This window comes from Dyella sp. Tek66A03 (assembly GCF_052567735.1).
The window spans coordinates 255,251-276,114 of the sequence record NZ_CP199584.1; the positions used below are offsets into that span (position 1 = coordinate 255,251).

The following is a 20,864-nucleotide window of genomic DNA, read 5'->3' on the forward strand; positions in this document are numbered from 1 at the left end:
GAAGCGGAGTCGCCAGGAAGCCTATATGCCAACGGCCCGGCGGTGAGCCGGGCCGTTGATGGTCTCCCGACCGTCGATGGGCGCGGCGAATAACGCTGCAGCGTTACCGCTTCGACCACCGGCCGGGCCCGGGGCCCGCGTCAGGATTACTTGTCGCGCTGCTTGTGGATGCGCTTGCTGTCCTTGTTCAGCGACTTGTTGAGATTTTTCTGTTCGTTCTTGGTCAGGTGACCGCCGTTCTTGGCTTCGTCCTTGCTCTCGCGCTGGGCGATGTTCGCATCCTGCTTCTCGTCACGAGCCGCCTGCTTCGCATTGAGCTGGCCATCGGCCACGCCGGCCTGAATGCGGTTCTGCTGGTTGTCGAGGCGCTGGTTCACCTCATTGACGCGGGGGTGACCTGGCACATCCTGCGCAGCGGACTGCGCCATGGCACCTGCGCTCGCGAGCGCGGCGGCCATCGTGAAACCGATCAGGCTGAAACGCGACGTCATCTTGGTCTGCATGGCTTTTCCTCAGTGTCTGGGTTAGCTGGAGCAGGGTGTACGCGCCCTTGGAGTAGAACTACCCCATGCCGTAGAGCGTCGTGCCCCTGTGGCCGTCCGATCGTCGGATGGCACAGGCGGAAGAACGGTGTCCGACATACGCGGTTGACCCCTTTTATGGGCTCGGACGGTTTCGTTCAGCGGATAGTGGGGAATCTCGTTTCGATCGTCAGTTAGGCGAAAGCGAGTGCCTGCCGAAGCCTTCATTTCGCGTCGAACGGAGATTTTGGCCGTCTTTTCTGCCGATGCCGTCGGCGCACTCAAATTCCCTGGTGCGCTTCGCCTATGGGGCGGATTTCACGAAATCTGAAGATCTGGGCGGCGCCGCCGGAAAGGTGTCCGGCCACCGTTGCATCACCGCCGACTGCAGTAATCTCTTCCACCATCATCGCCAGCTTCCGGAGGCACGTGGCATGCGCGCGCCAACAGGTTCAGTGGTTGGGTTGTGTTCGGCTTCCGCCACGCTGTGTGCCATGGGCATGGCGTTCCTCGGCTACTGGGGCGTGCACGAACCCTTGCCATGGCGTTGGCACGACGTGGTCGTTATCGCGATCGCCTTCGTCGGTTTCGCCGTACTGCTATGGACACCGTGGATCGCCACCACGCCGGTCGAAGATGAGAGTGCGGAGCGCATCAACGCCGCACGGCGCACGTTCGTCATAGGCGCAGCACTTGTCTGGGCGGCGGCCCTGGTCGCGGCGCTGTGACAACCAGCGCGACCGCGGGCTTCATACCTCGGGCTTGAACGGTTTCCCGAGCGCCGCTCCGCGGCCCACGTAGCGGCGAAAGAGATAGAACAACGGTTGATTGCGCAGGGGAACGATACTGTTGGGAACTCGGTATTGATCCATGGCGACAGTGTGGGAGCCACCGCTAGGGCGATGTTTCGTGCACGAGCGAAGGATCGGCCAGCGAGGCGGCGCTAGACTGCGCGCATGAACGACAGCGTGTCCCCCAGTCGCTACCAGCTGGCCGAGATCGGCGCCCTCCTGGCCGAGCCGGCACGCGCCGCGATGCTGCTCGCGCTGATCGACGGCACGGCGCGTCCTGCCGGGGAGCTGGCGCGCGCGGCCGGCGTCGGCGCTGCCACCACCAGTGCGCATCTCAGGCGACTGCTGGAAGGTGGCCTGCTGGCGGTTCATGCGCAGGGTCGCCATCGGTATTACCGGCTCGCCAGTGACGACGTATCGGCGATGCTTGAAGCGCTGGCCATACCGCGTATGCGACAGGTGCTGCCGGTTGCCGCCGGTATCGATGGTCCACTGCGTCTGGCGCGCACCTGCTATCGCCATCTGGCGGGACGTCTGGGAGTGAGTCTGTGCGATGCGTTGCTGGCGCGCGGCTATCTGCATACCGTGAGTGATGGCTTGCATCTGTTGCCTGATGGCGCGGACGCGCTGATCGCTGCGGGGCTCGATACGATGCCCGTGCACGATCTGCTCAAGCTGCGTGGACGCGGCTGCCTCGACTGGAGTGAGCGGCGCCTGCATATCGGCGGTCCGCTGGGCGTGTCGCTTACCGACACGCTGCTCAACGCCGGTTGGCTGAGGCATCGCGCGGGGAGTCGCGCCCTGCAACCAAGCAGCGACGGACTCCGTCGTTTCGCCGCGCTCGGCGTAAGGCTCGATAACGACGGCTAGCCACGTCTATCGGTTCTGCGTGGACAGCGTAAGGAGCCCCAACGCGGGAGCGCTACAACGAAGCGAACGTCACTGGGCCCCAGGCTTCGCTGGGGCGACGGCAGCAGGCGAGCGCTCAAAGCTCCCCGCATCGCCCGGAAACACCACCGGACTCTCATACCCATCCGCCGACACCGCCGACACCCCAAAGAACCAGTCGTCAATCACCACATCCTTGATCACCGCGGAATCGACATTGCCGACCGAACGGCTGTACTGCCACTGCGGCGCGGTGGTATCGCGCCAATGCACTACGTAGCCGGCGGCGCCCGGCACCTTCTTCCAGTGCACGGTGGTGTCGGTGGCGAGTGCGCCTTCCGTGCTCACGCCGTTCGGCGGCGCGGGAGCGCGGCTGAGGGCGGCCATGGTGACCGTGTTGAGTGCGGTGACGCGCGCGAGATAACGGAAGTCCACACCGTCGATGGTGTCGCCGTAGTGGATACCCTTCTCTGTACGAAGATCCTGATGCTGGCGCGTGTAATCCTCGTGACCCTCGGTCACGCGCACCGCCGGATAGCCGGCTTCGAGGAAGGACACCTGGTCGCCGCCGCGACTGTAACGGTCGGTGCGATAGACCATGTGCACACGCAGGTCGGGCAGATAGTTCGAGGCGACCTGCTCCATGTAGCGAGCGATATTGCGCGAGGGCGAATCGACTTCGCCGCCGTGATAGGCGCGGAACTTGGCCTGTTCGGGCGTCTCGTTGCTCTTGGTGCCTTCGGAGAACACGCGCACCGTGGTGTTGTCGAGCACGCCGTTCTGGCCGTGGCTATTGCCGATGATGTCGTTGTTGAGGTCCGCCTGCACCTGCCAACCCTGAGCGACCGCGTAGTCGGCCAGCACCTTGCCGCCGTACAAGCCTTGTTCCTCGCCGGAAAGCGCGGCGAACACCAGGGTGGCTTCGTTATCCTGCTTCGAGAGCAGACGCGCGGCTTCCATCAGCGCAGCTACGCCAGAAGCGTCGTCATTGGCGCCGGGCGCGTCACTGGTACTGTTCATCACGTCGGTGACGCGCGAGTCGAGATGACCGGTCATCACGATCACACGCTTGGGATCACCCTTGCCGCGCTTGATCGCCACCACGTCCATCACTTCCGTGGGCTGCGGCACGCGCTTGCCGGTAAATACCTGCGACGGCGTCACCACCTCGATGCAGCCGCCGCATTCGCGCGAGATTTCCTCGAAGCGTGATTTCACCCAGCGGCGCGCGGCACCGATGCCGCGCTTGTCCGACTTGGTATCCGACAGCGTCTGCCGGGTGCCGAAGCTCACCAGCTTCTCGATGGTGGCGTGCAGCTCCGCCTCGCTTGGCGCCGTGGCCAGGGCCTGCAGCGACGGCTGCTCGCGTGGCACAACGGGCAGGTCGGCAGCTTGCGAGGCGAAGGTGGCAGTGATCAGCGCAGCAAGGCAGAGGGTTCGGCGGGACACAGGCATCATCCGGGCAGCAGTGTAAGGGGCGACCTTACTACGCTGCTCGCGGGGAGGGATGGGCCGATGGTTGGGGGTGGGCTATTGAGCGACGGGGAAAACGAGTGGAGTCGGCAACGTCTAGAACCGTCATCCCAGCTTGACCAGCCCTTCGGCTGTTGAGAGCCGCTGGGATGACGACTAAGGAATGACGACTCCTACGCCCTCATTGCAACGACCGCACCCGGAAATTGCGCCCCTTGATCTTGCCCGCCCGCAACCGCTCCTGCGCCTTGTTCGCAAGATCGCGACGGATGGCCACATACGCGCGCGTAGCGAACACGTCGATCTTGCCGATGTCCTTGGCGTCGAGCCCGGCGTCGCCGGTGAGCGCACCGAGGATATCGCCGGGACGCAGCTTGTCCTGTCGGCCCGCGTCGATCACCACGGTCTTCATCGGCGCAAGGTTGAGCTGCTTGCCCTTCGCTGCTGCGACCTTGAGCGGCGACCAGGGCAGCGCCTGGCCCAGCTGCTCCTCGATATTGACGGCCTTTGGGCGTTCGCGCGGCGTGACCAGGGTGATGGCGTGCCCGGCTTCGCCCGCACGGCCGGTGCGGCCGATGCGATGGGTATGCGTATCCGGGTCGTGCGCGATGTCGTAGCTCACCACCAGCGGCAGCGCGGCGATGTCCAGTCCGCGTGCAGCCACGTCGGTCGCGACCAGGATGGAGCAACTGCGATTGGCGAACTGCACCAACACTTCATCGCGGTCGCGCTGTTCCATGTCGCCGTGCAAGGCGAGTGCGGAAAAGCCGCGTCGATCCAGTTCGATCGCCACGGCGTCGACGTCCTTGCGCATATTGCAAAACACCAGCGCGTGCTGGGCATGCTCCTTGCCTAGCAGCTGCGCGAGTGCATCGAGCTTCTGTGCCGGGTCCACTTCGTGGAAACGCTGCTCGATGGTGGTCTCCTCGTGCGGTGTCTCCACCGTCACTTCCACCGGATCGCGCTGCAGACGTTTGCTGACCTGGCGAATCTCTTCGGCGTACGTCGCCGAGAACAACAGCGTCTGGTGGTGCTTGGCGATGCGTCCGACGATGTCGTCGATGGCGTCGGAGAAGCCCATGTCCAGCATGCGATCCGCTTCGTCCAGCACCAGCACCTTGATGCCGCCACCATGCAGGCTGCCGCGCTTGAGATGCTCCTGCACGCGGCCGGGGGTGCCGACCACGATATGCGGATCATGCGTGAGCGAAGCCAGCTGCGGCCCCAGGGGCATGCCGCCGCACAGGGTCAGCAGCTTCACATTCGGGATATTGGCGGCCAGCTTGCGGATGGCCTTGCTGACCTGGTCGGCCAGTTCGCGCGTCGGGCACAGCACCAGTACCTGCAGCCGGATGGTGTCCGCGTCGAGGCTTTGCAGCAGGCTCAGGCCAAAGGCCGCGGTCTTGCCGCTGCCCGTGCGTGCCTGCGCGATCACATCGCGCCCTTCCAGCATCGGCGGCAGGCTTTGTGCCTGCACGGGGGTCATCTCGGTGAAGCCGAGGGTTTCCACGCTGGCGAGCAGGGCGGGCTTGAGGGGGAGCGTACGGAAATCAGTCATGCGGCATTGTCGCACGCCGCTTGTGAGTGAAAAGGCGAGGGTGTGTCCCTCGCCCCCAACTCTCAACTTTGCATGTCTTCCAGCTCGATGCCCTTGGTCTCGCGCACGGAAGTCACGACAAACACCAGCGATACCAGCGCGAACAGCGCATACAGGCCATAAGCGAAACTCAGTCCGATCTCGGCCAGCTTGGGGAAGCTGCTGGTGATGGCGAAATTGGCCAGCCACTGCGCCGAAGCCGCCACCGCGAGCGCAATGGCGCGAATGCGGTTGGGGAACATCTCGCCCAGCAACACCCACACCATCGGGCCCCAGCTCAGGCCGAAGAACACCACGTAGGCGTTGGCGGCGATCAGGGCGACGATATTCCAAGGTGCCGGCAGGCTCAGGCTGGCGCCGCTGCCGCTGGCCTGCGAGAAGCACCAGGCCATCAGGCCCAAGGTCAAGGCCATGCCGGCCGAGCCGATCACCAGCAGCGGCTTGCGGCCGATGCGGTCGACCAGGGCGATGGCCACCAGGGTCACCAGCACGTTGACCACCGAGGTGACGACGGTGATGGAGAACGAATCGGCCTCGCTGAAGCCGACCGAATGCCACAGCGTCGACGAGTAATAAAAGATCACGTTGATGCCCACGAACTGCTGGAACACCGACAGCAGGATGCCGATCCACACCACTGGCAGCAGGCCGAAGCTCGAGCCGCGCAGATCGCGCAGCCTCGGACGATATTCGGCGTGCAGGCTCTCCTCGATATCTTTCACCTTGGCGTCGAGCGCGTGTTCGTTGGTCATGTTGAGTACCTGGCGCAGCACGCCACGCGCCTCATCCAGGCGACCCTTGGCCACCAGGTGGCGCGGCGATTCGGGCACGCCCAGCACCAGCGAGCCATAGATCAGCGCAGGTACGACGGCGACCAGGAACATCCAGCGCCATGCCGCCAGGCCCAGCCACAACGGCTGCGAAGCGCCGCCCGCAGAGCCGGCCAGCCATGCATCGCTAAGCAAGGCAGCGAAGATGCCCAGCACGATTGCCAGCTGTTGCAGCGAGCCGAGCCGGCCACGGACCTGGGCAGGCGAGATTTCTGCGATGTAGGTGGGTGCGATGACCGAAGCTATGCCCACGCCGATGCCGCCAACCACGCGCCACAAGACGAGGCTGCCTACGCCACCGACGAGTCCGGAGCCCACCGCACTCAGCGCCAGGAAGACTGCCGCCACCTGCATGCTGCGAACGCGGCCGAGGCGATCAGCCAAGGGACCGGCATACCAGGCACCCGCGGCCGAGCCGAGCAGGGCGCACGACACCGCGAAACCGATTTGACCCGCGCCCAGGCCAAAGTTGCCGCGCACGGCATCGACGGCGCCGTTGATCACCGCCGTATCGAAGCCAAAAAGAAAGCCGCCCAAGGCGGCCGCTGCCGCAATCAGGACCACCCGCGCGGTGGCGTGCTGGCCCAGATCATCCACTGCATTGCTCGTCGTGCTGCTCATCGCCTCTCCCCATGTGAGTCCGGCGATTCTGCGCTGGACGCCTTGGCGGAACGGAGTGAATACGTATGCATTAGTGCGCCGACGATATCGGGTTTTCGCAGATATGGGAGCGAATGATGCAAGCGCGCAAACCCTTTCCGTGTCGTCATCCCAGCGAACGCTGGGATCCAGCGACTCTCGCCGTGCACGGCCGCCGCAGTGCAGCATGGTTCCTGGTAGACGCTGAGTGCGTCCGCGCTTGGCCCATCCCTGTCGCCGGAATGATGGGCGTTGCCTACTTCTCGGGGCCGTGGGTACTCACCACTGCGTGCGCTGAGGCAACAGCCCCTTCAATTCCGCCTCGGTGAGGTTGCGCCACTGGCCCATTTTCAAATGACCAAGCTTCACATTGACGATGCGTACGCGCCGCAGCTGGGTCACGCGATAGCCAAACTCGGCCGCCATCAGGCGGATCTGCCGGTTCAGGCCCTGGGTGAGGATGATGGCGAAACCGTACTTGGCGATACGGCGCACCTTGCACGGCTTGGTCATCTGCCCGTGGATGCGCACACCGCGCGCCATGGCCTTGAGGAATTCATCGGTGACCTCCTTGTTCACCCCCACCAGATATTCCTTCTCGTGGTTGTTCTCCGAGCGCAGGATCTCGTTGACGATGTCGCCGTTGCTGGTCAGCAGGATCAGGCCTTCCGAATCCTTGTCCAGACGGCCAATTGGAAAGACGCGTTCCTGGTGGTCGACGAAATCGACGATATTGTCCTTCACCGTCTGGTCGGTGGTGCAGGTAATGCCCACCGGTTTGTTCAAGGCGATATAGACGCCGCGCTTGGCCGCCGCAGTGGGAGCGAGGATGCGCGCGCGCACGATCTCGCCGTCCACCCGTACTTCGTCACCCTCCAGCGCCTTGGCACCGGTGGTGACCACCTCGCCGTTGATGCTGACGCGCCCGGCCAACAGCAACTCGTCCGCCTCGCGGCGGGAGCAGATACCGGCTTCACTGATGTATTTGTTGACGCGCATGGACTCGAATTCTTTCTTTACTTTTTTGTAGGAGCGCACCCTGTGCGCGATCAGCCAACGAAGCGGTGATGCCGTGATCGCGCACAGGGTGCGCTCCTACAGGGGTTTCGTTTTCGGTCAGGAACGCAGCCCTACGCCGCGCTTCAGCAACTGCAGCGCCACCACGGTCAGGCCGATGACGAAGGCCAGCATCACCGCAAACGCCACGCCGATCTGCACGTCGCTCACACCCAGTACGCCGAAGCGGAACGCGTTGACCATGTACAGGATCGGGTTGACCATCGAGATGGTGCGCCACGGTTCGCCCAGCATGCTCACCGAATAGAACACGCCACCGAGGTAGGTGAGCGGGGTGAGTACGAAGGTTGGCACCAGCGCGATGTCATCGAATTTCTTTGCATAGATCGCATTGACGAAGCCGGCTAGCGAAAAAATGGTCGCGCCAAGAATCACCGAGGCCAGGGTGATCAGCGGATGCACCACATGCAAATGGGTGAAGAGCAGCGCAATGAGCAGCACCAGCGCGCCGACGATGACGCCACGCGTCACCGCGCCCGTGACATAACCGAGCAGGATCACCCAATTCGGCATCGGCGACACCAACATCTCCTCCACCGCGCGGCTGAACTTGGCGCCGAAGAACGAGCTGGAGATGTTGCCGTAGCTGTTGGTGATGATGCTCATCATCACCAGGCCCGGCACGATGTACTGCATATAGGTGAAGCCGCCTTCGATGGTGCCGATGCGGCTGCCGATCAGCTTGCCGAAGATCACGAAGTACAAGGTCATCGTGATGGCGGGCGGAATCAGCGTTTGCGTCCAGATGCGCATGATGCGCACGATTTCGCGCCGGACGATGGTGTTGAGCGCAACGAGGTTGCCGGTACTGTTCATGCGACCTTCTCCACGTTGTCCTTGCCGGTTCGGCCCTGCTCCAATCGACCATTCTCGACCAGGCGCACGAACAGTTCTTCCAGGCGATTGGTCTTGTTGCGCATGGAGGTCACGGTCATGCCCTCGGCGGACAGCACCGCGAACAGCGAGTTGAGGTCATGCGAGCGGGACATCTCCGCTTCCACCGTGTGCTCGTCGAGGCGGCGCAGGCTGATGCCCGGTATCGTCGGCAGCTCGGTCAGCGCCTGTTGGATGTCGAGCACGAAGGTTTCCACGTCCAAGGTGGCCAGCAGGCGCTTCATCGAGGTGTTTTCGATAATGGTGCCGTGGTCGATGATGGCGATGTTGCGGCACAACTGTTCGGCTTCCTCCAGGTAATGCGTGGTGAGGATGACCGTGGTGCCGGCGGCATTGATGCCACTGACGAACTGCCACATCGAGCGGCGGATCTCGATGTCCACGCCCGCGGTGGGCTCGTCGAGGATCAGCAGCCTGGGCTCGTTCATCATCGCGCGGGCGATCATCAGGCGTCGCTTCATGCCGCCAGAGAGCATGCGCGCCTGGTGCTGTGCCTTGTCCCACAGGCGCAGTTCCTTCAGGTACTTCTCCGCCCGCTCCATCGCGATCTTGCGCGGGATGCCGTAGAAGCCGGCTTCGTTCACGCAGATGTCGAACGGTTTCTCGAACTGGTTGAAGTTGATTTCCTGCGGCACCAGGCCAATCAGCTGCATGGCCTTGCCACGCTGCTTGTTGACCGACACGCCAAACACCTGGGCATCGCCGCCGCTGGAATTCACCAGCGAGGACAAAATGCCGATCAGGGTGGACTTGCCGGCGCCGTTGGGTCCCAGCAGGGCGAAGAAATCGCCGGGCTGGACGGTCAGGCTGATGCCTTTGAGGGCTTCAACGCCGTTGCTATAGGTCTTGCGCAGGTTTTCAACGACGAGCGCGGGAGGAGAAGTGGGGGACATGGGCTGCACCGGAGGGGCTAGCCGCTTATTATACGTGGCTTGCCCAAGCCATCCGGCATGGTGCGGCGACCACATCGTTTCCCCGGGAAATTCCATGGCAGACCACTTTCAGCTCCGTCTCGTCGACAGCCATATGCTGGCGCCCAGCGTGCGCCACCTGGCTTTCGAGCGCGTCGACGGTCAGCCATTGGCCTTTGTGCCGGGGCAGTTCCTGCAGATCCACTTCCACTACGCCGACGGTACGGCGACCAAGCGCAGCTACTCGGTAGGCACCGTGGGCGATGGTTCCTCGCCGGTGCAGCGCATCGAAATCGCGGTGAGCTATGTCGAGGGAGGCGCCGCCACCCAGCTGCTGGGCGAGCTGCCGCATGGCGGTGTGATCGACGCCAGCGGACCGTATGGTCGCTTTTGCCTGCAAGCGGGCGACGCCAACGGCCGCTACCTGTTGCTGGCCACTGGCACCGGCGTCACGCCGTATCGCGCCATGCTGCCGCAGATTCAGGCGCTGCTGCAGAAGGGCGACCGCGAGGTGGTCTTGCTCTACGGCGCTCGCAATGAAACCGAGCTGCTGTATGGCGAGGAGTTCGAAGCGTTCGCCCAGGCCAATCCAGGCTTCACCTTCCATGGCTGCCTGAGCCGCCAGCCGCGCGCCGTGCCGCGCCCCGGCGACCGCCAGGGCCACGTGCAGAACGTGCTGGCCGAGCTGGCGCCGAGCGCCGAGCGCGACATCGCCTACCTGTGCGGCAACCCGAACATGGTGGACGCCGCCTTCACGGCGCTGAAGGACGTCGGCCTCGCCGTGGCCCAGATCAGGCGTGAGAAGTACGTCTCCTCGCGCTGAGCCCGTCCGCGCCGGTTTCCTTAACGCATGCCCAACCCCGGCCTCAAGTTGCGACGGGACGTGCCGCTAAATGGAAGGTCTCTAGCAGGCTCTTCGGCCCCTGCGGTGACCTTCATCGTCCAAATTGACCAAAAAATGTGAGCAAGTTCACATTGTGGAGACGTGCGCGGGTTTTGGATTAAAGACCCCGTCGGCCCTGCCGATAGATCCCCAACGTACCTAGCCGACGCGCGGGTGCAGGAAGGGGCCGTCATGAAAGGTTGGATTCGCCGTACCTGGCTGGTTTGCGTGGTCGCCTTGGCGCAGGGCGTGCCGGCGGCGTATGCGAGCGGGGGCACGATTACCTTCGTCGGGGCCATCATGGCGCCTACCTGCTCGACCACGGATGCGCGTATCGAGGGCGTCGCGAACGCATCCGCGAGCCATGCGTCGAACAGCCGGTTTGTTTGCGAGGATCGCAATACGACATTCGATCCCGCGCAATCCTTCACTTTGAACGTCACCACGATCCAGGCCTCAGGGATGGCGGATGACCGGGTGCTGAGCTATTTCGCCGGTTATGCCAAGGCTGCCGGTAGTGACGAGGCCGCGGTGAAGCTGGTCACCCAGACCTTTCAATGATGCTTGCCAGGTGGGGCAAGGCTACTGATAGGTAACGACGAACGTCACCGTGGCGCTCACCAGGCCAGCACTGATCGGCGAGCCCGTCCGGTAGTACTGCGCGTAGTAGGGGATCGAGACCGTGCCGCTGGTGATCGGGACGCCGGTCTGTTTGGTGCCCCGCACATTGACCGGATTCTGGCTTTTATCCAGCAATCGAACGCCCACATTACTGGCGTAGCCCGTGCCTGTGGTTGGCAACACCACGCCCGTCGCCGTCGTGCTTGGATTGCTGGCGGTCATGGCGATGACCAGGCCCTGGCTGGATGATTGGCAGGTAAAGTTGATGTTGAAAGGCGTCGTGTTGGCGGTCGAGCCTGTCGTGGGAAGCGCTGCCGTGCCTACCGCCGGCAAGGCCACGGTAAGGTTCTGCGAGTCGGTATTGACGCTGCAGGCTCCATTCTTGACCTTGCCGGAGGCGATGGTCAGGGCTGCGCTCATCTTGGTGCTGCTGGAGTTCGCCGAGCCACCTGAGATGTACCACCAGAACGGGATCAGCGTGTTCGCGCTGATAGTGCCCGCTGTAATGGGACCAGTGACAACGAGCTGGCCGACATAAGTCGCGCTTGTCGCGCCCGAGAAGGTGCCGATTGTCGTGCCCGCTGGCGCCGTGACTGAACCGACCGGGTAACCCGCCTGACTGTTGGGACCATCGTTGACGTTGCCACTATTGCTGCTGGCGGGAACCGGCGTGGCATTGACCAGCAAAGCGACGCCCGACACGCCCGACACGAACGTAATACCCGGGCCATTGGGGACGTTCGTTGCGTCTAAGGTGGCGAGAGTCTGTCCAGCCTGGACGGTGGCGATGTAGTCCTGTGGCCTGGTGCTAATGGGCAGGCCAGTGCAGGTGAAGGTGATGGTCACCGGGTTGGACGTAGCCAGCACGGTTCCCACGGGGGGCTGGCTGGAGAGAATGGTGACATCGGGGAACGACATCTGTCCGGTGACGCCGGTGCAATTGGCAGCAGCCGTGGCCAGCGGCGCCCAGCCGAGGCTGGCGCTCGCCATGAGCAACCATGTGAGCAGTCGCGCGTAGCGACGAGCGCGATTAAGACGATGCTTCATGTGCCGCTCCTGGTGACTTGTGCGACGACTTGGGGACGTTCGCACGTCACATTGACCTCTTCATAGCTCGTCGCGGTCTTGCCCTTGGCCTTGGGCCCCAACTGGTAGGAGAAGGAGCAAGACTGAGCCTGGCCGGCGTCATCCTGCCAGCGAGCGGTCAGCAAACCGCTCTGCTCGACACCGCGCACCAGAATCTGGCCCGCCTGGCCGACCAGACCAAGCACGATGTTCTTCTCGTTGAACACCTCGGTACCGAACGGAAGCGCCTGCCCGTCTGGCATGCGGGCACGGACCACGATGGTGCGACCGTTGTCGGTCTTGAACTTCAGCATCACCACGGCTCCCGCGTGAGGTGCCACCTGGACGCTGGTGGAGTTGAGCTGCACGTCGAGCGGCAGACCCTTGGGGTCGATCGTGATCGTATTGAGGTTGTAGGGCGTGAGGTATGGCACCAGGGCGTAGCCGAAGCGATCGATACGTGCGCCCGACGAGCTGCCCAACCGCGCGCCGGCGGCACCGGGCACTTCGATAATGCCGACGGTATCGCCCATCGGCTGACCGAAAGTTACGCCGCCCGGATGCGCCACCACGGCGCCGCTCATGCCGAATGAAGCCTGCGAGTAGCCGCTGCCGCTGCCGAAGCTGGCGCTGAGCACGGCGTAGGGGCCGCGATAGCCAGCATTGACGGTGCCTGCGTTACCGGTGCTCCCGCTGTCGCTATGGGACGCGCTGACGCCATAGGTGAACTGGTTGTCCACGCCCGCAGAGCCATTGACCATCGCCTGCTCCTGCGTACCGCCGCTTTCATCATGCGAGGCATTGAAGGAAAGCGTCGGAGCGTGTGGTGTGCTGCCCAGCGGCACACTGAAGCTGGCGAAGTATTGGTTGTCGTAGCGCCCCAGTGGGTCGCGCGCGCGGGTAGCGGAAACGTTGAAACTAAAGTGCCGGAACGCATTGCTGTAACCCACCTGAAACTGGGTGTCGGTACCCGAACGGTTCCAGTAATCGTTAGCTGCCGTGTTTGCATAGAGCGAACCACCACTCTCGCCGAGGCGCTGGCTCAGCGTCAGCGTGAAACGGTTGCGCTGGCGCTGCAGTCCCGTGCCGCTGAGATAGGGGTTGTAGCTGGTGCCCGATAGCGCGGCCTGCTGCGCCGGAGTCAGCAAGCTCTGAACCGGAACACCATCGATCGTCGGAACGGCGGCGGGCGGCACGTAGGTAAAAGCGTCGATGCCACGCTGAGCGTAGTCACGAGCAAGCGCGGCGTCGGTCAGGCTGAGGTAGCCGCTGGTGGAGTAGCGATAGGCTGCGACGGAGAGCGACGTATTGGTTTCCGGCAAGATCTTGCTGTAAGTCAGGCGCGTGCTCTGCCCCGACTGCGTGGCATAGCCCGGTATTTCCGCACGTGCCTGCGTGATATCCAGGGCGATGGCGCCAAACCGGGTGTTGATGGCACTGCCAACCAAGGCGGCGGCATAGCCCTCGGAGCCGATGACGCCGGCATACCCGGTGAGTAGATTGCTGAAGCCGTGCTGGATCGTGGCCTGGCCCACCGTGGGCTTGTCCTTGATCGACGCATAGCGAAGCTCGCCAATGGCGATGTCGAAGCGCGTGGTGCCGGGGCGCAGCAGTTGGGCGACCGAGGCATACGGCACCGAGAATGTGCGGACGCGCCCATCGGCCTCGGTCACGCTCACGTCAAGACTGCCGCCGTAGCCCGTGGGATAGAGATCGTTGACGGTGAACGGGCCAGGCGCGACCGTGGTCTGATAGATGATCTGGCCGTTCTGGCGAACCGTCACCTTGGCATTGGTCTGAGCGATACCTTGTATGACGGGGGCATAGCCACGCAGCGAGTCGGGCAGCATCCGATCGTCGGTAGCGAGCTGCACGCCGCGGAGGCCGTAACTGTCAAACACCTGACCGTCGGTATACGAGTCGCCCACCGTGAGTTGAGCGCGCAGGGACGGCAGATCGCGCTGCACATAGGTGTTGATGTTTTGCCACTGGCTGCGCGAGGGCGAGTTGCTCGTGCTCGACTGCCAGATGACGGTGGAATCCTGGCGCAGATGCCACGCCCCAATGTTGAGGCCGAAGTTCAGTCCCAGGTAGGCCGAGGTCTGGTTAAGACCCTGGCTGCTGGTGTGGTAGCTGTTGAAGTTGTAGTTCAGCAACGCCGCCGGAACGCCGGCATCCCAATATTCCGGGCTGACGTAGCCGCGCGGCGTTTGACCGAGGAAGGCCTGCGGGACGCTGGCTTCCAGCCGCAGATTGGTCATGTCGAACGACAAGCTGGCGCCCGGGATGACACTGTCGATACCCACGCAGGCCGTCGGGTCCTGCATCTGCGCGAGGATCTCCGGGGACAGATTGGCAGGGTGCAGATTCAGTTGATCGAGCAGTTTGCGATCGACGCAAGGCGTGGCGCTCGCTGGTGCCGAGATAGCGGCAAAGCGCACGTTCGCGCGGCCGGTCGGCGCGTTGTTGAGATAGAGGTCGGCGCTATAGCTACCGGGGAGGACAGGGTTGCCGTGCTCGAAGCGTGACAGGTCGGACGTGTTCTGGCCGGCGCCTGACAACAGGGTGCGATCAAAACTCGCCTCTGCGCCGCTCGCCTCGACGGCCGTGGCCGAAGCCGCGTGCGCCAGGTCGATCCACCCGCCAAGCACGGCAGCGATACCCGCGCACAGCATGACCTTGCGGCATGCTGCTAGCGCGTGATATCGAGCCGGTTGGCGAGTGGCGCGCGCGATGCTCACGGCGTGATGGCGCCCTTGAACGGGGTGCCAGCGCCGTAGTCATTGATCACGTCAAAAGCGATCGCCGTACCGGCGGACGGTGCGTGCGTCAGGCCCTTCAACGAAAGGCGTTGATTGCCCATCGGATCGACCATGCCAGGCTCGGCCGTGTACTCCGTTCCGCCAACGCTCAACGACACCTTGGAGAAGGTGATGTAGTAGGGCGTGGGGTTATGCACTTCCAGCGCATAGCCCTGGCCGTCAGCAACGGCCTTCCAGGTCACTTGCTCAGGGGCCTTGCCCGGATCGCCGGACAAGTTGGCCGGGCGATAAAAGAGTTTGAGCCGCGAGCGTATCGCGAACTGCAAGGTATTCTTGCCCTGCATCTCCGGGCCGGTCGGTTTGGGCGGCACTTCCAGCACATTCAGCCAGAACAGTGACTCACGGTCGCGCGGAAGCTGGGAGGGGGTCCCGATGATGCGAAGGCTCTGGTCCTTGTTCGCCTCCATGCGGAACAGGGGCGGCGTGACCAGAAACGGCGCATTGACCTTGTCCGGGGTCGACTGCATGTCGCCGTCGTCGATCCAGGCTTCGATCAGCGCGGGACGGTCGGCCTGATTGGTCAGGCGAACGGTGACTTCATTGTCTTGTGCAGGAAACACCACGCGGGTCCCGCCCACCACCACACTGGCCTGTGCGCTTGCGGCACATAGACAAAGCGCGACCAGACCCGCGCGAATGGCGCAGATGAAGTTCTTCATCGGGGCTTTCCTGATTACGAGGGTTGGGGCTTGAAACTTGGGAAGCGCGCTGCGGCGGACATCGTCCTCCGCAGCGCGATGCGCACACTTACAGGTAGTTCATCGTGAACTGCACCGTGGTGTTCACGGCACCGGCGGTGGAGCCACCTGTCGAGTAGTACTGGGCGAAGTAGCTGAGCGTAGCGCCCTTGGTGGTGGTGCCCGTGAGGGGCACTGCCGGCGAGTTCTGGGCGGCGGCGGTGGCGCCACCCAGGGTCATCACGGCCGAGGCGCTGTTGAGCAGCTGGACTTCGACATTGGTGGCATTACCGGCGAGGACAGGGTTCTTCAAGTTGCCGGTCACCGTATTGATGTTGGGGCCGGAGAAGAACGCCTGCACCGACGAGAGGCTCGGATCGCAATTGGCAACAACCATCTGGAACTGGGTCTTCCCCGCCACGGCGCCGGAAGTAGCCAGCACGGGTGCGAGCACAAGCGGCATGGCCGCGGTCACACTGTTGTCCGGGGTACCAAAGGCGCTGCCATCGACCGTGCAGGTCTGGGCAACAACCTTGCCGGTGATGGTGATGGTGCCGTCAACGGCCGAAGCGGTGCGCGGGGCCAGGGCAGCAACGCCAACGCTGGCGACCAGTGCGGCAGAAAGAAGGAGCTTGTTCATGCGGATTCCTTTAAGCGTGTAGTTGGTTGGATCATGTTTTTTTTGCGCTTCCGGACAAACAGGCGGGTGCCCCCCGATTGCGCTGTACGGCCCCTGGTTCGCGCCCCCTTTGGGCCCGCTTCCAGATCGCTCACCAGGCCCAAAGCAACAGCCGTGCCAGCCTGCAGGAAGCCGCCCTCACGGCTTCACAACGGGCTTTTAATACGGCTGGATGGCTTTGGGCGGTCGGACGATTCTTATGTCGATCCAGGTCACTTCGAGCCCGAGATCAACGGAATGTGCAAATTGTGTCACATTTTTGGATAAATCTAGTTGCCCTGGGCCTCAAGTTCCTGTGCGGTCAAGCCGATATATCTGTAGGGATGTAAAGCGCGCTTGACACGGTGGGCGGCCAGCTCTAGCGTGAGTCAAGGTCACTTGACATGCGGTTTGGGGAGAGGGTCGTGGCGCATCCCGTCGGCATCTATCCGCACTTTTTGTCGCTTATCGGCGTGAGCCCGTGAGCGAACCCGCAAATCGGCCTGTCCTGAGGCTGAAAGGCCTGCTGCTGGCCTATCTGGCGATGTGCCTGGGCGCTACCTCGTGCGCTGCCTGACGCCTTGGCGCACGCGCCGCGAATGAACAACCGCGTGCGCGAGCTACGAAACGAGCGTCGCTGGTCGCAGGCCGACCTGGCCGAGCGCCTGGACGTGTCGCGTCAGACCGTGAACGCCGTCGAGACAGGCAGGTACGATCCGAGCCTGCCGCTGGCGTTCAAGATCGCACGCCTGTTCGGCTGTTCCCTCGAATCGATTTTTCAGCCTGAGCCCGGGAATCACGGCGCGGGTCCGGCGAGTGCAACCCCTACGGAATGAGTGATAACAGCAATGTGGGCAATCAAGGGACGAACGGCTTTGCGGATTGGCGCGGTCGCCGTTGGGCTGGCGGCGCTGGGCTGGCACCAGCTGCACAAGCAAGCCGCCACGGAGGCGGTCGATGCGACGCCGGTCACCGCCGCCACGGCGCCGGTGGCTCCGGCCAAGCCACCGACGTGGCAGCTCGGCTCGCTGACGCTGACACCGTGCGAACTGGGTCAACCCAATAGCGGCCTTTCCACCGCCGCCTGGTGTGCACCGTTCGAGGTACCGGAAAACCGCGACGATCCGCAGAGCCGCCGGATCAAGCTCAGGCTGGCGGTCATCCGCAGCAGTGCCCAGGTGGCGAGCAAGGACATGCTGGTGATGCTGGCGGGCGGCCCTGGTCAGGCGGCGACCGAGTCATGGCCTGGCGTGGCTGGCGCGCTGCAGCCATTGACCGCCCATCGTCACGTGCTGTTGCTCGATCAGCGTGGCACCGGCGGCTCCAATCCGCTTACCTGCAAGGCCGAGGGCGACAACGGCGACGACCAGGACGATCTCGAATTTCATCCGGACCGGCTGCGCGCGGAAACCGCGCAGTGCCTCAAGCAACTCGATGGCCGGGCCGATCCGCGCTTCTACACCACCACCATCGCCGCGCAGGATCTGGAAGACGTGCGCCAGGCGCTCGGCGCGCCCAGCTTCGACCTGGTCGGTGTTTCCTACGGCACGCGCATGGCGCAGCAATACGCCATGCGCCATCCCGAGGCCGTACGCAGCCTGGTGCTCGATGGCGTGGTGCCGAACGAGCTGGTGCTGGGCCAGGACTTCGCGCCGAACCTGGACGACGCGTTGAAGGCACAGTTCGCGCATTGCACCGCGGACGACGCTTGCCATAAACGTTTTGGCGATCCGTACCAGACGCTTTATCAGCTGCGTGATGCCTTGCGTGCCAATCCGCACAAGGTGAGCTTCCGCGACCCGCAGACTTACCAGAGCGTGCAGCGCGTGCTGAGTGAGTATTCGTTGGCCAGCGTGGTGCGCATGTTTGCCTACTCGCCACTCACGGCAGCGCTGTTGCCGCTGTCGATCGACGCCGCGGCGCATGGCGATGTCGGACCGCTGCTGGGCCAGGCGAAGTTGTTGAGCGGCGATCTGTCGGACACCATGAATGGCGGCATGCAGTCGTCGGTGATCTGCAGCGAGGACGCCGACCTGCTGACCATGCGGCCGCAGGATGCCCACACGATACTCGGCACGCGCATGGTCGAGACGCTGCAGGCCGTGTGCTCGGTTTGGCCCAGGGGCGCGCGTCCTGCCGATTTCCATCAGCCGTTGAAGACCGACAAGCCCGTGCTGCTGCTGTCGGGCGAATACGACCCGGTCACGCCGCCGCGCTATGGCGATGCGGTGGCCAGCAACCTGCCGCAATCGCGTCATCTCGTGCTCAAGGGGCAGGGTCACAACGTGATCAATGCCGGCTGCGCACCGCAGATCGTCAAACACTTCATCGAGGGACTCAGTCCGAAAACCCTGGATGTGAAGTGCCTCGATCGACTGCGCGCCACGCCGATGTTCATCGACTTCAACGGAGCAGCGCCATGATCGAGGTAAGAGACCTGCACAAGGCGTTCGGCGTGGTGAAGGCGGTGGATGGCGTCAGCTTTACGGCGCGCGACGGCGAGATCACCGGACTGCTCGGACCCAATGGCGCCGGCAAGACCACCACGTTGCGCATGCTCTACACGTTGATGAAGCCCGATCGTGGCCAGGTCATCGTCGATGGCATCGATGCCGCCGAGGACGCGCTCGCCGTGCGCCGCGCACTGGGTGTCCTGCCCGATGCGCGCGGCCTGTACAAGCGCCTTACTGCAAGCGAGAACATCGACTACTTTGCCAGGCTGCACGGCCTGCCGGATGCGCTACTGGCGAGCCGGCGCGACGCGCTGATCCACGCGCTGGAGATGGAAGACTTCGCCCACCGTCGCACCGAAGGATTCTCGCAGGGCCAGCGCGTGAAGACGGCGATTGCGCGTGCGCTGATCCACGACCCGCGCAACGTGATCCTCGACGAACCTACCAACGGCCTCGACGTGATGGCCACGCGTGCCCTGCGCAAATTCATGCAGCGGCTCAAGGCCGAAGGTCGTTGCGTGCTGTTCTCAAGCCACATCATGCAGGAGGTGGCGGCCTTGTGTGACCGCATCGTGGTCATTGCGCACGGCCGCGTGGTGGCCGACGAATCGCCCGCGGCGCTGCGCGAACAAACCGGTGAGGCCAATCTGGAGGATGCCTTCGTGAAGATTATCGGCAGTGATGAGGGGCTCGCCGCATGAGGGCCGTGACCGCGAAGATCGAACGAAGCCGCGCGTTTGTCACCGTGTTCCTGAAAGAGGTGAAGGAAAACCTGCGCGATCGCCGTACGCTCGTCAGCGCCTTTCTCACCGGTCCCTTGCTCGGGCCGATCATGCTGGTGATGCTGCTCAACATCACGCTCAACCGGGAATTCAACAAGGCCGAACAACCGTTGCCGGTGCCGGTGATCGGTGCCAACTACGCACCCAACCTGATCGCCGCGCTGAAGGCCGGAGGCATCGTGCCCACCGCCGCTATCGGCAATCCCGAAGTGGCCGTGCACAAGCAGGATGCGGATGTGGTGCTGCGCATTTCGCCCGATTTCGTCACGTCCTGGCGCAAGGGCGAGCCGGTGCAGGTGGAGGTGGTCTACGACTCTTCGCAGCGCGACGCCAACACCGCCGTCGAGCGGGTCAGCCAGTTGGTGGAGAGTTACGCGCGCCAGCAGGGTGCGATGCGGCTGGTCGCCCGTGGTCTTGCGCCAAGCACGGCGTGGCCGGTGGTGGCAGCCAGGCGCGACCAGGCCACGGCGCAGGCGCGCGCGGCGTTGATGTTCTCGATCCTGCCGTATTTCTTCGTGCTCACCGTCTTCATGGGCGGCATGTACTTGGCCATCGATCTCACGGCGGGCGAACGCGAGCGCCAGTCACTGGAACCCTTGTTCGCCAATCCGGTATCGCGCTGGAAGATTCTTGCCGGCAAGCTGGCCGCCATTTGCGTGTTCTCGGTAGCGAGCCTGCTGATCAGCCTGGTCGCGTTTGGGGTGGTGGGGCGTTTCCTCCCCACCGAGAAATTGGGCATGGAACTCGACCTTGGCCTGCATTTCAGCGGACACGTGCTGCTGCTGATGCTGCCGCTGATCGTGTTGCTGGCCGCGCTGCAATCGATGGTGGCCGCCTTCGCCAAGAGCTATCGCGAAGCACAGACGTATCTGTCGTTGCTGATGTTCGTGCCGGTGCTTCCGAGCATCCTGTTGTCGACCATGCCGATCAAGGCGCAGGCCTGGATGTACGCCGTGCCCCTGCTCGGCCAGCACCTCGGCATCATGCAGCTGTTGCGCGGCGATGGCATCGACATGCAGCAAATGGCGCTTTGCCTCACCGGCAGCCTGGTGGCTGCCGTGCTTGGCGTGCTGGTGACGGCGCATCTCTATCAGTCCGAGCGGCTGGCGATTTCCAGCTAAGCCACACTTCTTCCTCTCCCCGTTGGGGAGAGGAAGAAGTGTGGGGCGGGTGCTTGCGAGGGAGCCGCAAAAAAGCCCGCTCTAACAAAACGCACCGCAAGCCCGACCCTTCACCCCAACCCTCTCCCCTTTGGGGAGAGGGAGTGGAGCTCTCGCGCTAC

General features: G+C 63.7%; 20 protein-coding genes. 8 read left to right on the forward strand and 12 right to left on the reverse strand.

The features are described from left to right. Positions 1-146 precede the first annotated feature (146 nt). Positions 147-503 carry a hypothetical protein gene (locus tag ACT01B_RS01125; protein WP_445145566.1) on the reverse strand — a complete coding sequence of 119 codons (357 nt, stop codon included), beginning with the start codon at positions 501-503 and terminating at the stop codon, positions 147-149. A gap of 299 nt (positions 504-802) precedes the next feature. Continuing rightward, entirely contained in the window at positions 803-931 is a 129-nt protein-coding gene (locus ACT01B_RS01130; RefSeq protein WP_445145567.1) for a hypothetical protein, read from the reverse strand. Between the two features lie 24 nt (positions 932-955). On the opposite strand from ACT01B_RS01130, the gene ACT01B_RS01135 reads away from it, so the two are divergent. Together ACT01B_RS01135 and ACT01B_RS01140 are read left to right on the forward strand one after the other, a co-directional pair. Further along, on the forward strand, positions 956-1,249 hold the full coding sequence (locus ACT01B_RS01135) for a hypothetical protein (RefSeq protein WP_445145568.1): 294 nt from the start codon (positions 956-958) through the stop codon (positions 1,247-1,249). 228 nt (positions 1,250-1,477) lie between these two features. Beyond that, complete coding sequence (locus tag ACT01B_RS01140) at positions 1,478-2,182, forward strand: ArsR/SmtB family transcription factor (RefSeq protein ID WP_445145569.1); 705 nt, start codon at positions 1,478-1,480, stop codon at positions 2,180-2,182. A 69-nt stretch (positions 2,183-2,251) separates the two neighbouring features. Here ACT01B_RS01140 and ACT01B_RS01145 read toward each other — a convergent pair whose 3' ends face one another. From ACT01B_RS01145 to ACT01B_RS01170, 6 genes are all read right to left on the reverse strand, one after another. Continuing rightward, positions 2,252-3,655, reverse strand: coding sequence for a M20/M25/M40 family metallo-hydrolase (locus tag ACT01B_RS01145; protein WP_445147396.1), 1,404 nt, complete (start codon positions 3,653-3,655; stop codon positions 2,252-2,254). 199 nt (positions 3,656-3,854) lie between these two features. Further along, entirely contained in the window at positions 3,855-5,231 is a 1,377-nt protein-coding gene (gene dbpA / locus ACT01B_RS01150; protein WP_445145570.1) for an ATP-dependent RNA helicase DbpA, read from the reverse strand. Between the two features lie 62 nt (positions 5,232-5,293). Then, the gene (locus ACT01B_RS01155; RefSeq protein ID WP_445145571.1) at positions 5,294-6,721 is read right to left on the reverse strand and encodes a sugar porter family MFS transporter; all 1,428 of its coding nucleotides are present in this window, start codon (positions 6,719-6,721) and stop codon (positions 5,294-5,296) included. 297 nt (positions 6,722-7,018) lie between these two features. Then, entirely contained in the window at positions 7,019-7,738 is a 720-nt protein-coding gene (locus ACT01B_RS01160) for a pseudouridine synthase (RefSeq protein ID WP_445145572.1), read from the reverse strand. A 117-nt stretch (positions 7,739-7,855) separates the two neighbouring features. Then, positions 7,856-8,632, reverse strand: a complete 777-nt coding sequence (locus ACT01B_RS01165; protein WP_445145573.1) for an ABC transporter permease — start codon at positions 8,630-8,632, stop codon at positions 7,856-7,858. Continuing rightward, positions 8,629-9,603 carry an ABC transporter ATP-binding protein gene (locus ACT01B_RS01170; RefSeq protein WP_445145574.1) on the reverse strand — a complete coding sequence of 325 codons (975 nt, stop codon included), beginning with the start codon at positions 9,601-9,603 and terminating at the stop codon, positions 8,629-8,631. Before ACT01B_RS01170 ends, ACT01B_RS01165 begins: the two co-directional genes overlap by 4 nt. A 94-nt stretch (positions 9,604-9,697) precedes the next feature. Here ACT01B_RS01170 and ACT01B_RS01175 point away from each other — a divergent pair, with 94 nt between their 5' ends. Both ACT01B_RS01175 and ACT01B_RS01180 read left to right on the forward strand, forming a co-directional pair. Then, a complete protein-coding gene (locus tag ACT01B_RS01175; protein ID WP_445145575.1) occupies positions 9,698-10,444 on the forward strand; it encodes an FAD-binding oxidoreductase in 747 nt (248 codons plus the stop codon). Between the two features lie 252 nt (positions 10,445-10,696). After that, entirely contained in the window at positions 10,697-11,065 is a 369-nt protein-coding gene (locus tag ACT01B_RS01180; protein ID WP_445145576.1) for a hypothetical protein, read from the forward strand. Positions 11,066-11,086: 21 nt separating this feature from the next. Here ACT01B_RS01180 and ACT01B_RS01185 read toward each other — a convergent pair whose 3' ends face one another. The 4 genes from ACT01B_RS01185 to ACT01B_RS01200 form a co-directional block, all read right to left on the reverse strand. Beyond that, on the reverse strand, positions 11,087-12,172 hold the full coding sequence (locus ACT01B_RS01185) for a fimbrial protein (protein WP_445145577.1): 1,086 nt from the start codon (positions 12,170-12,172) through the stop codon (positions 11,087-11,089). Then, positions 12,169-14,931, reverse strand: coding sequence for a fimbria/pilus outer membrane usher protein (locus tag ACT01B_RS01190; RefSeq protein ID WP_445145578.1), 2,763 nt, complete (start codon positions 14,929-14,931; stop codon positions 12,169-12,171). The genes ACT01B_RS01185 and ACT01B_RS01190 overlap by 4 nt, the downstream gene beginning before the upstream one ends. After that, positions 14,928-15,671, reverse strand: a complete 744-nt coding sequence (locus ACT01B_RS01195; protein WP_445145579.1) for a fimbrial biogenesis chaperone — start codon at positions 15,669-15,671, stop codon at positions 14,928-14,930. The genes ACT01B_RS01190 and ACT01B_RS01195 overlap by 4 nt, the downstream gene beginning before the upstream one ends. Before the next feature lie 88 nt (positions 15,672-15,759). Continuing rightward, on the reverse strand, positions 15,760-16,329 hold the full coding sequence (locus ACT01B_RS01200) for a fimbrial protein (protein ID WP_445145580.1): 570 nt from the start codon (positions 16,327-16,329) through the stop codon (positions 15,760-15,762). A 617-nt stretch (positions 16,330-16,946) separates the two neighbouring features. On the opposite strand from ACT01B_RS01200, the gene ACT01B_RS01205 reads away from it, so the two are divergent. From ACT01B_RS01205 to ACT01B_RS01220, 4 genes are read left to right on the forward strand one after another with little or no spacing between them, the layout of a single operon-like run. Beyond that, positions 16,947-17,183, forward strand: coding sequence for a helix-turn-helix transcriptional regulator (locus ACT01B_RS01205; RefSeq protein ID WP_445145581.1), 237 nt, complete (start codon positions 16,947-16,949; stop codon positions 17,181-17,183). 12 nt (positions 17,184-17,195) lie between these two features. Then, complete coding sequence (locus ACT01B_RS01210) at positions 17,196-18,770, forward strand: alpha/beta hydrolase (RefSeq protein WP_445145582.1); 1,575 nt, start codon at positions 17,196-17,198, stop codon at positions 18,768-18,770. Further along, positions 18,767-19,501, forward strand: coding sequence for an ABC transporter ATP-binding protein (locus tag ACT01B_RS01215; RefSeq protein ID WP_445145583.1), 735 nt, complete (start codon positions 18,767-18,769; stop codon positions 19,499-19,501). Before ACT01B_RS01210 ends, ACT01B_RS01215 begins: the two co-directional genes overlap by 4 nt. Further along, on the forward strand, positions 19,498-20,703 hold the full coding sequence (locus ACT01B_RS01220; RefSeq protein ID WP_445145584.1) for an ABC transporter permease: 1,206 nt from the start codon (positions 19,498-19,500) through the stop codon (positions 20,701-20,703). Before ACT01B_RS01215 ends, ACT01B_RS01220 begins: the two co-directional genes overlap by 4 nt. The last annotated feature ends 161 nt before the right edge of the window (positions 20,704-20,864 follow it).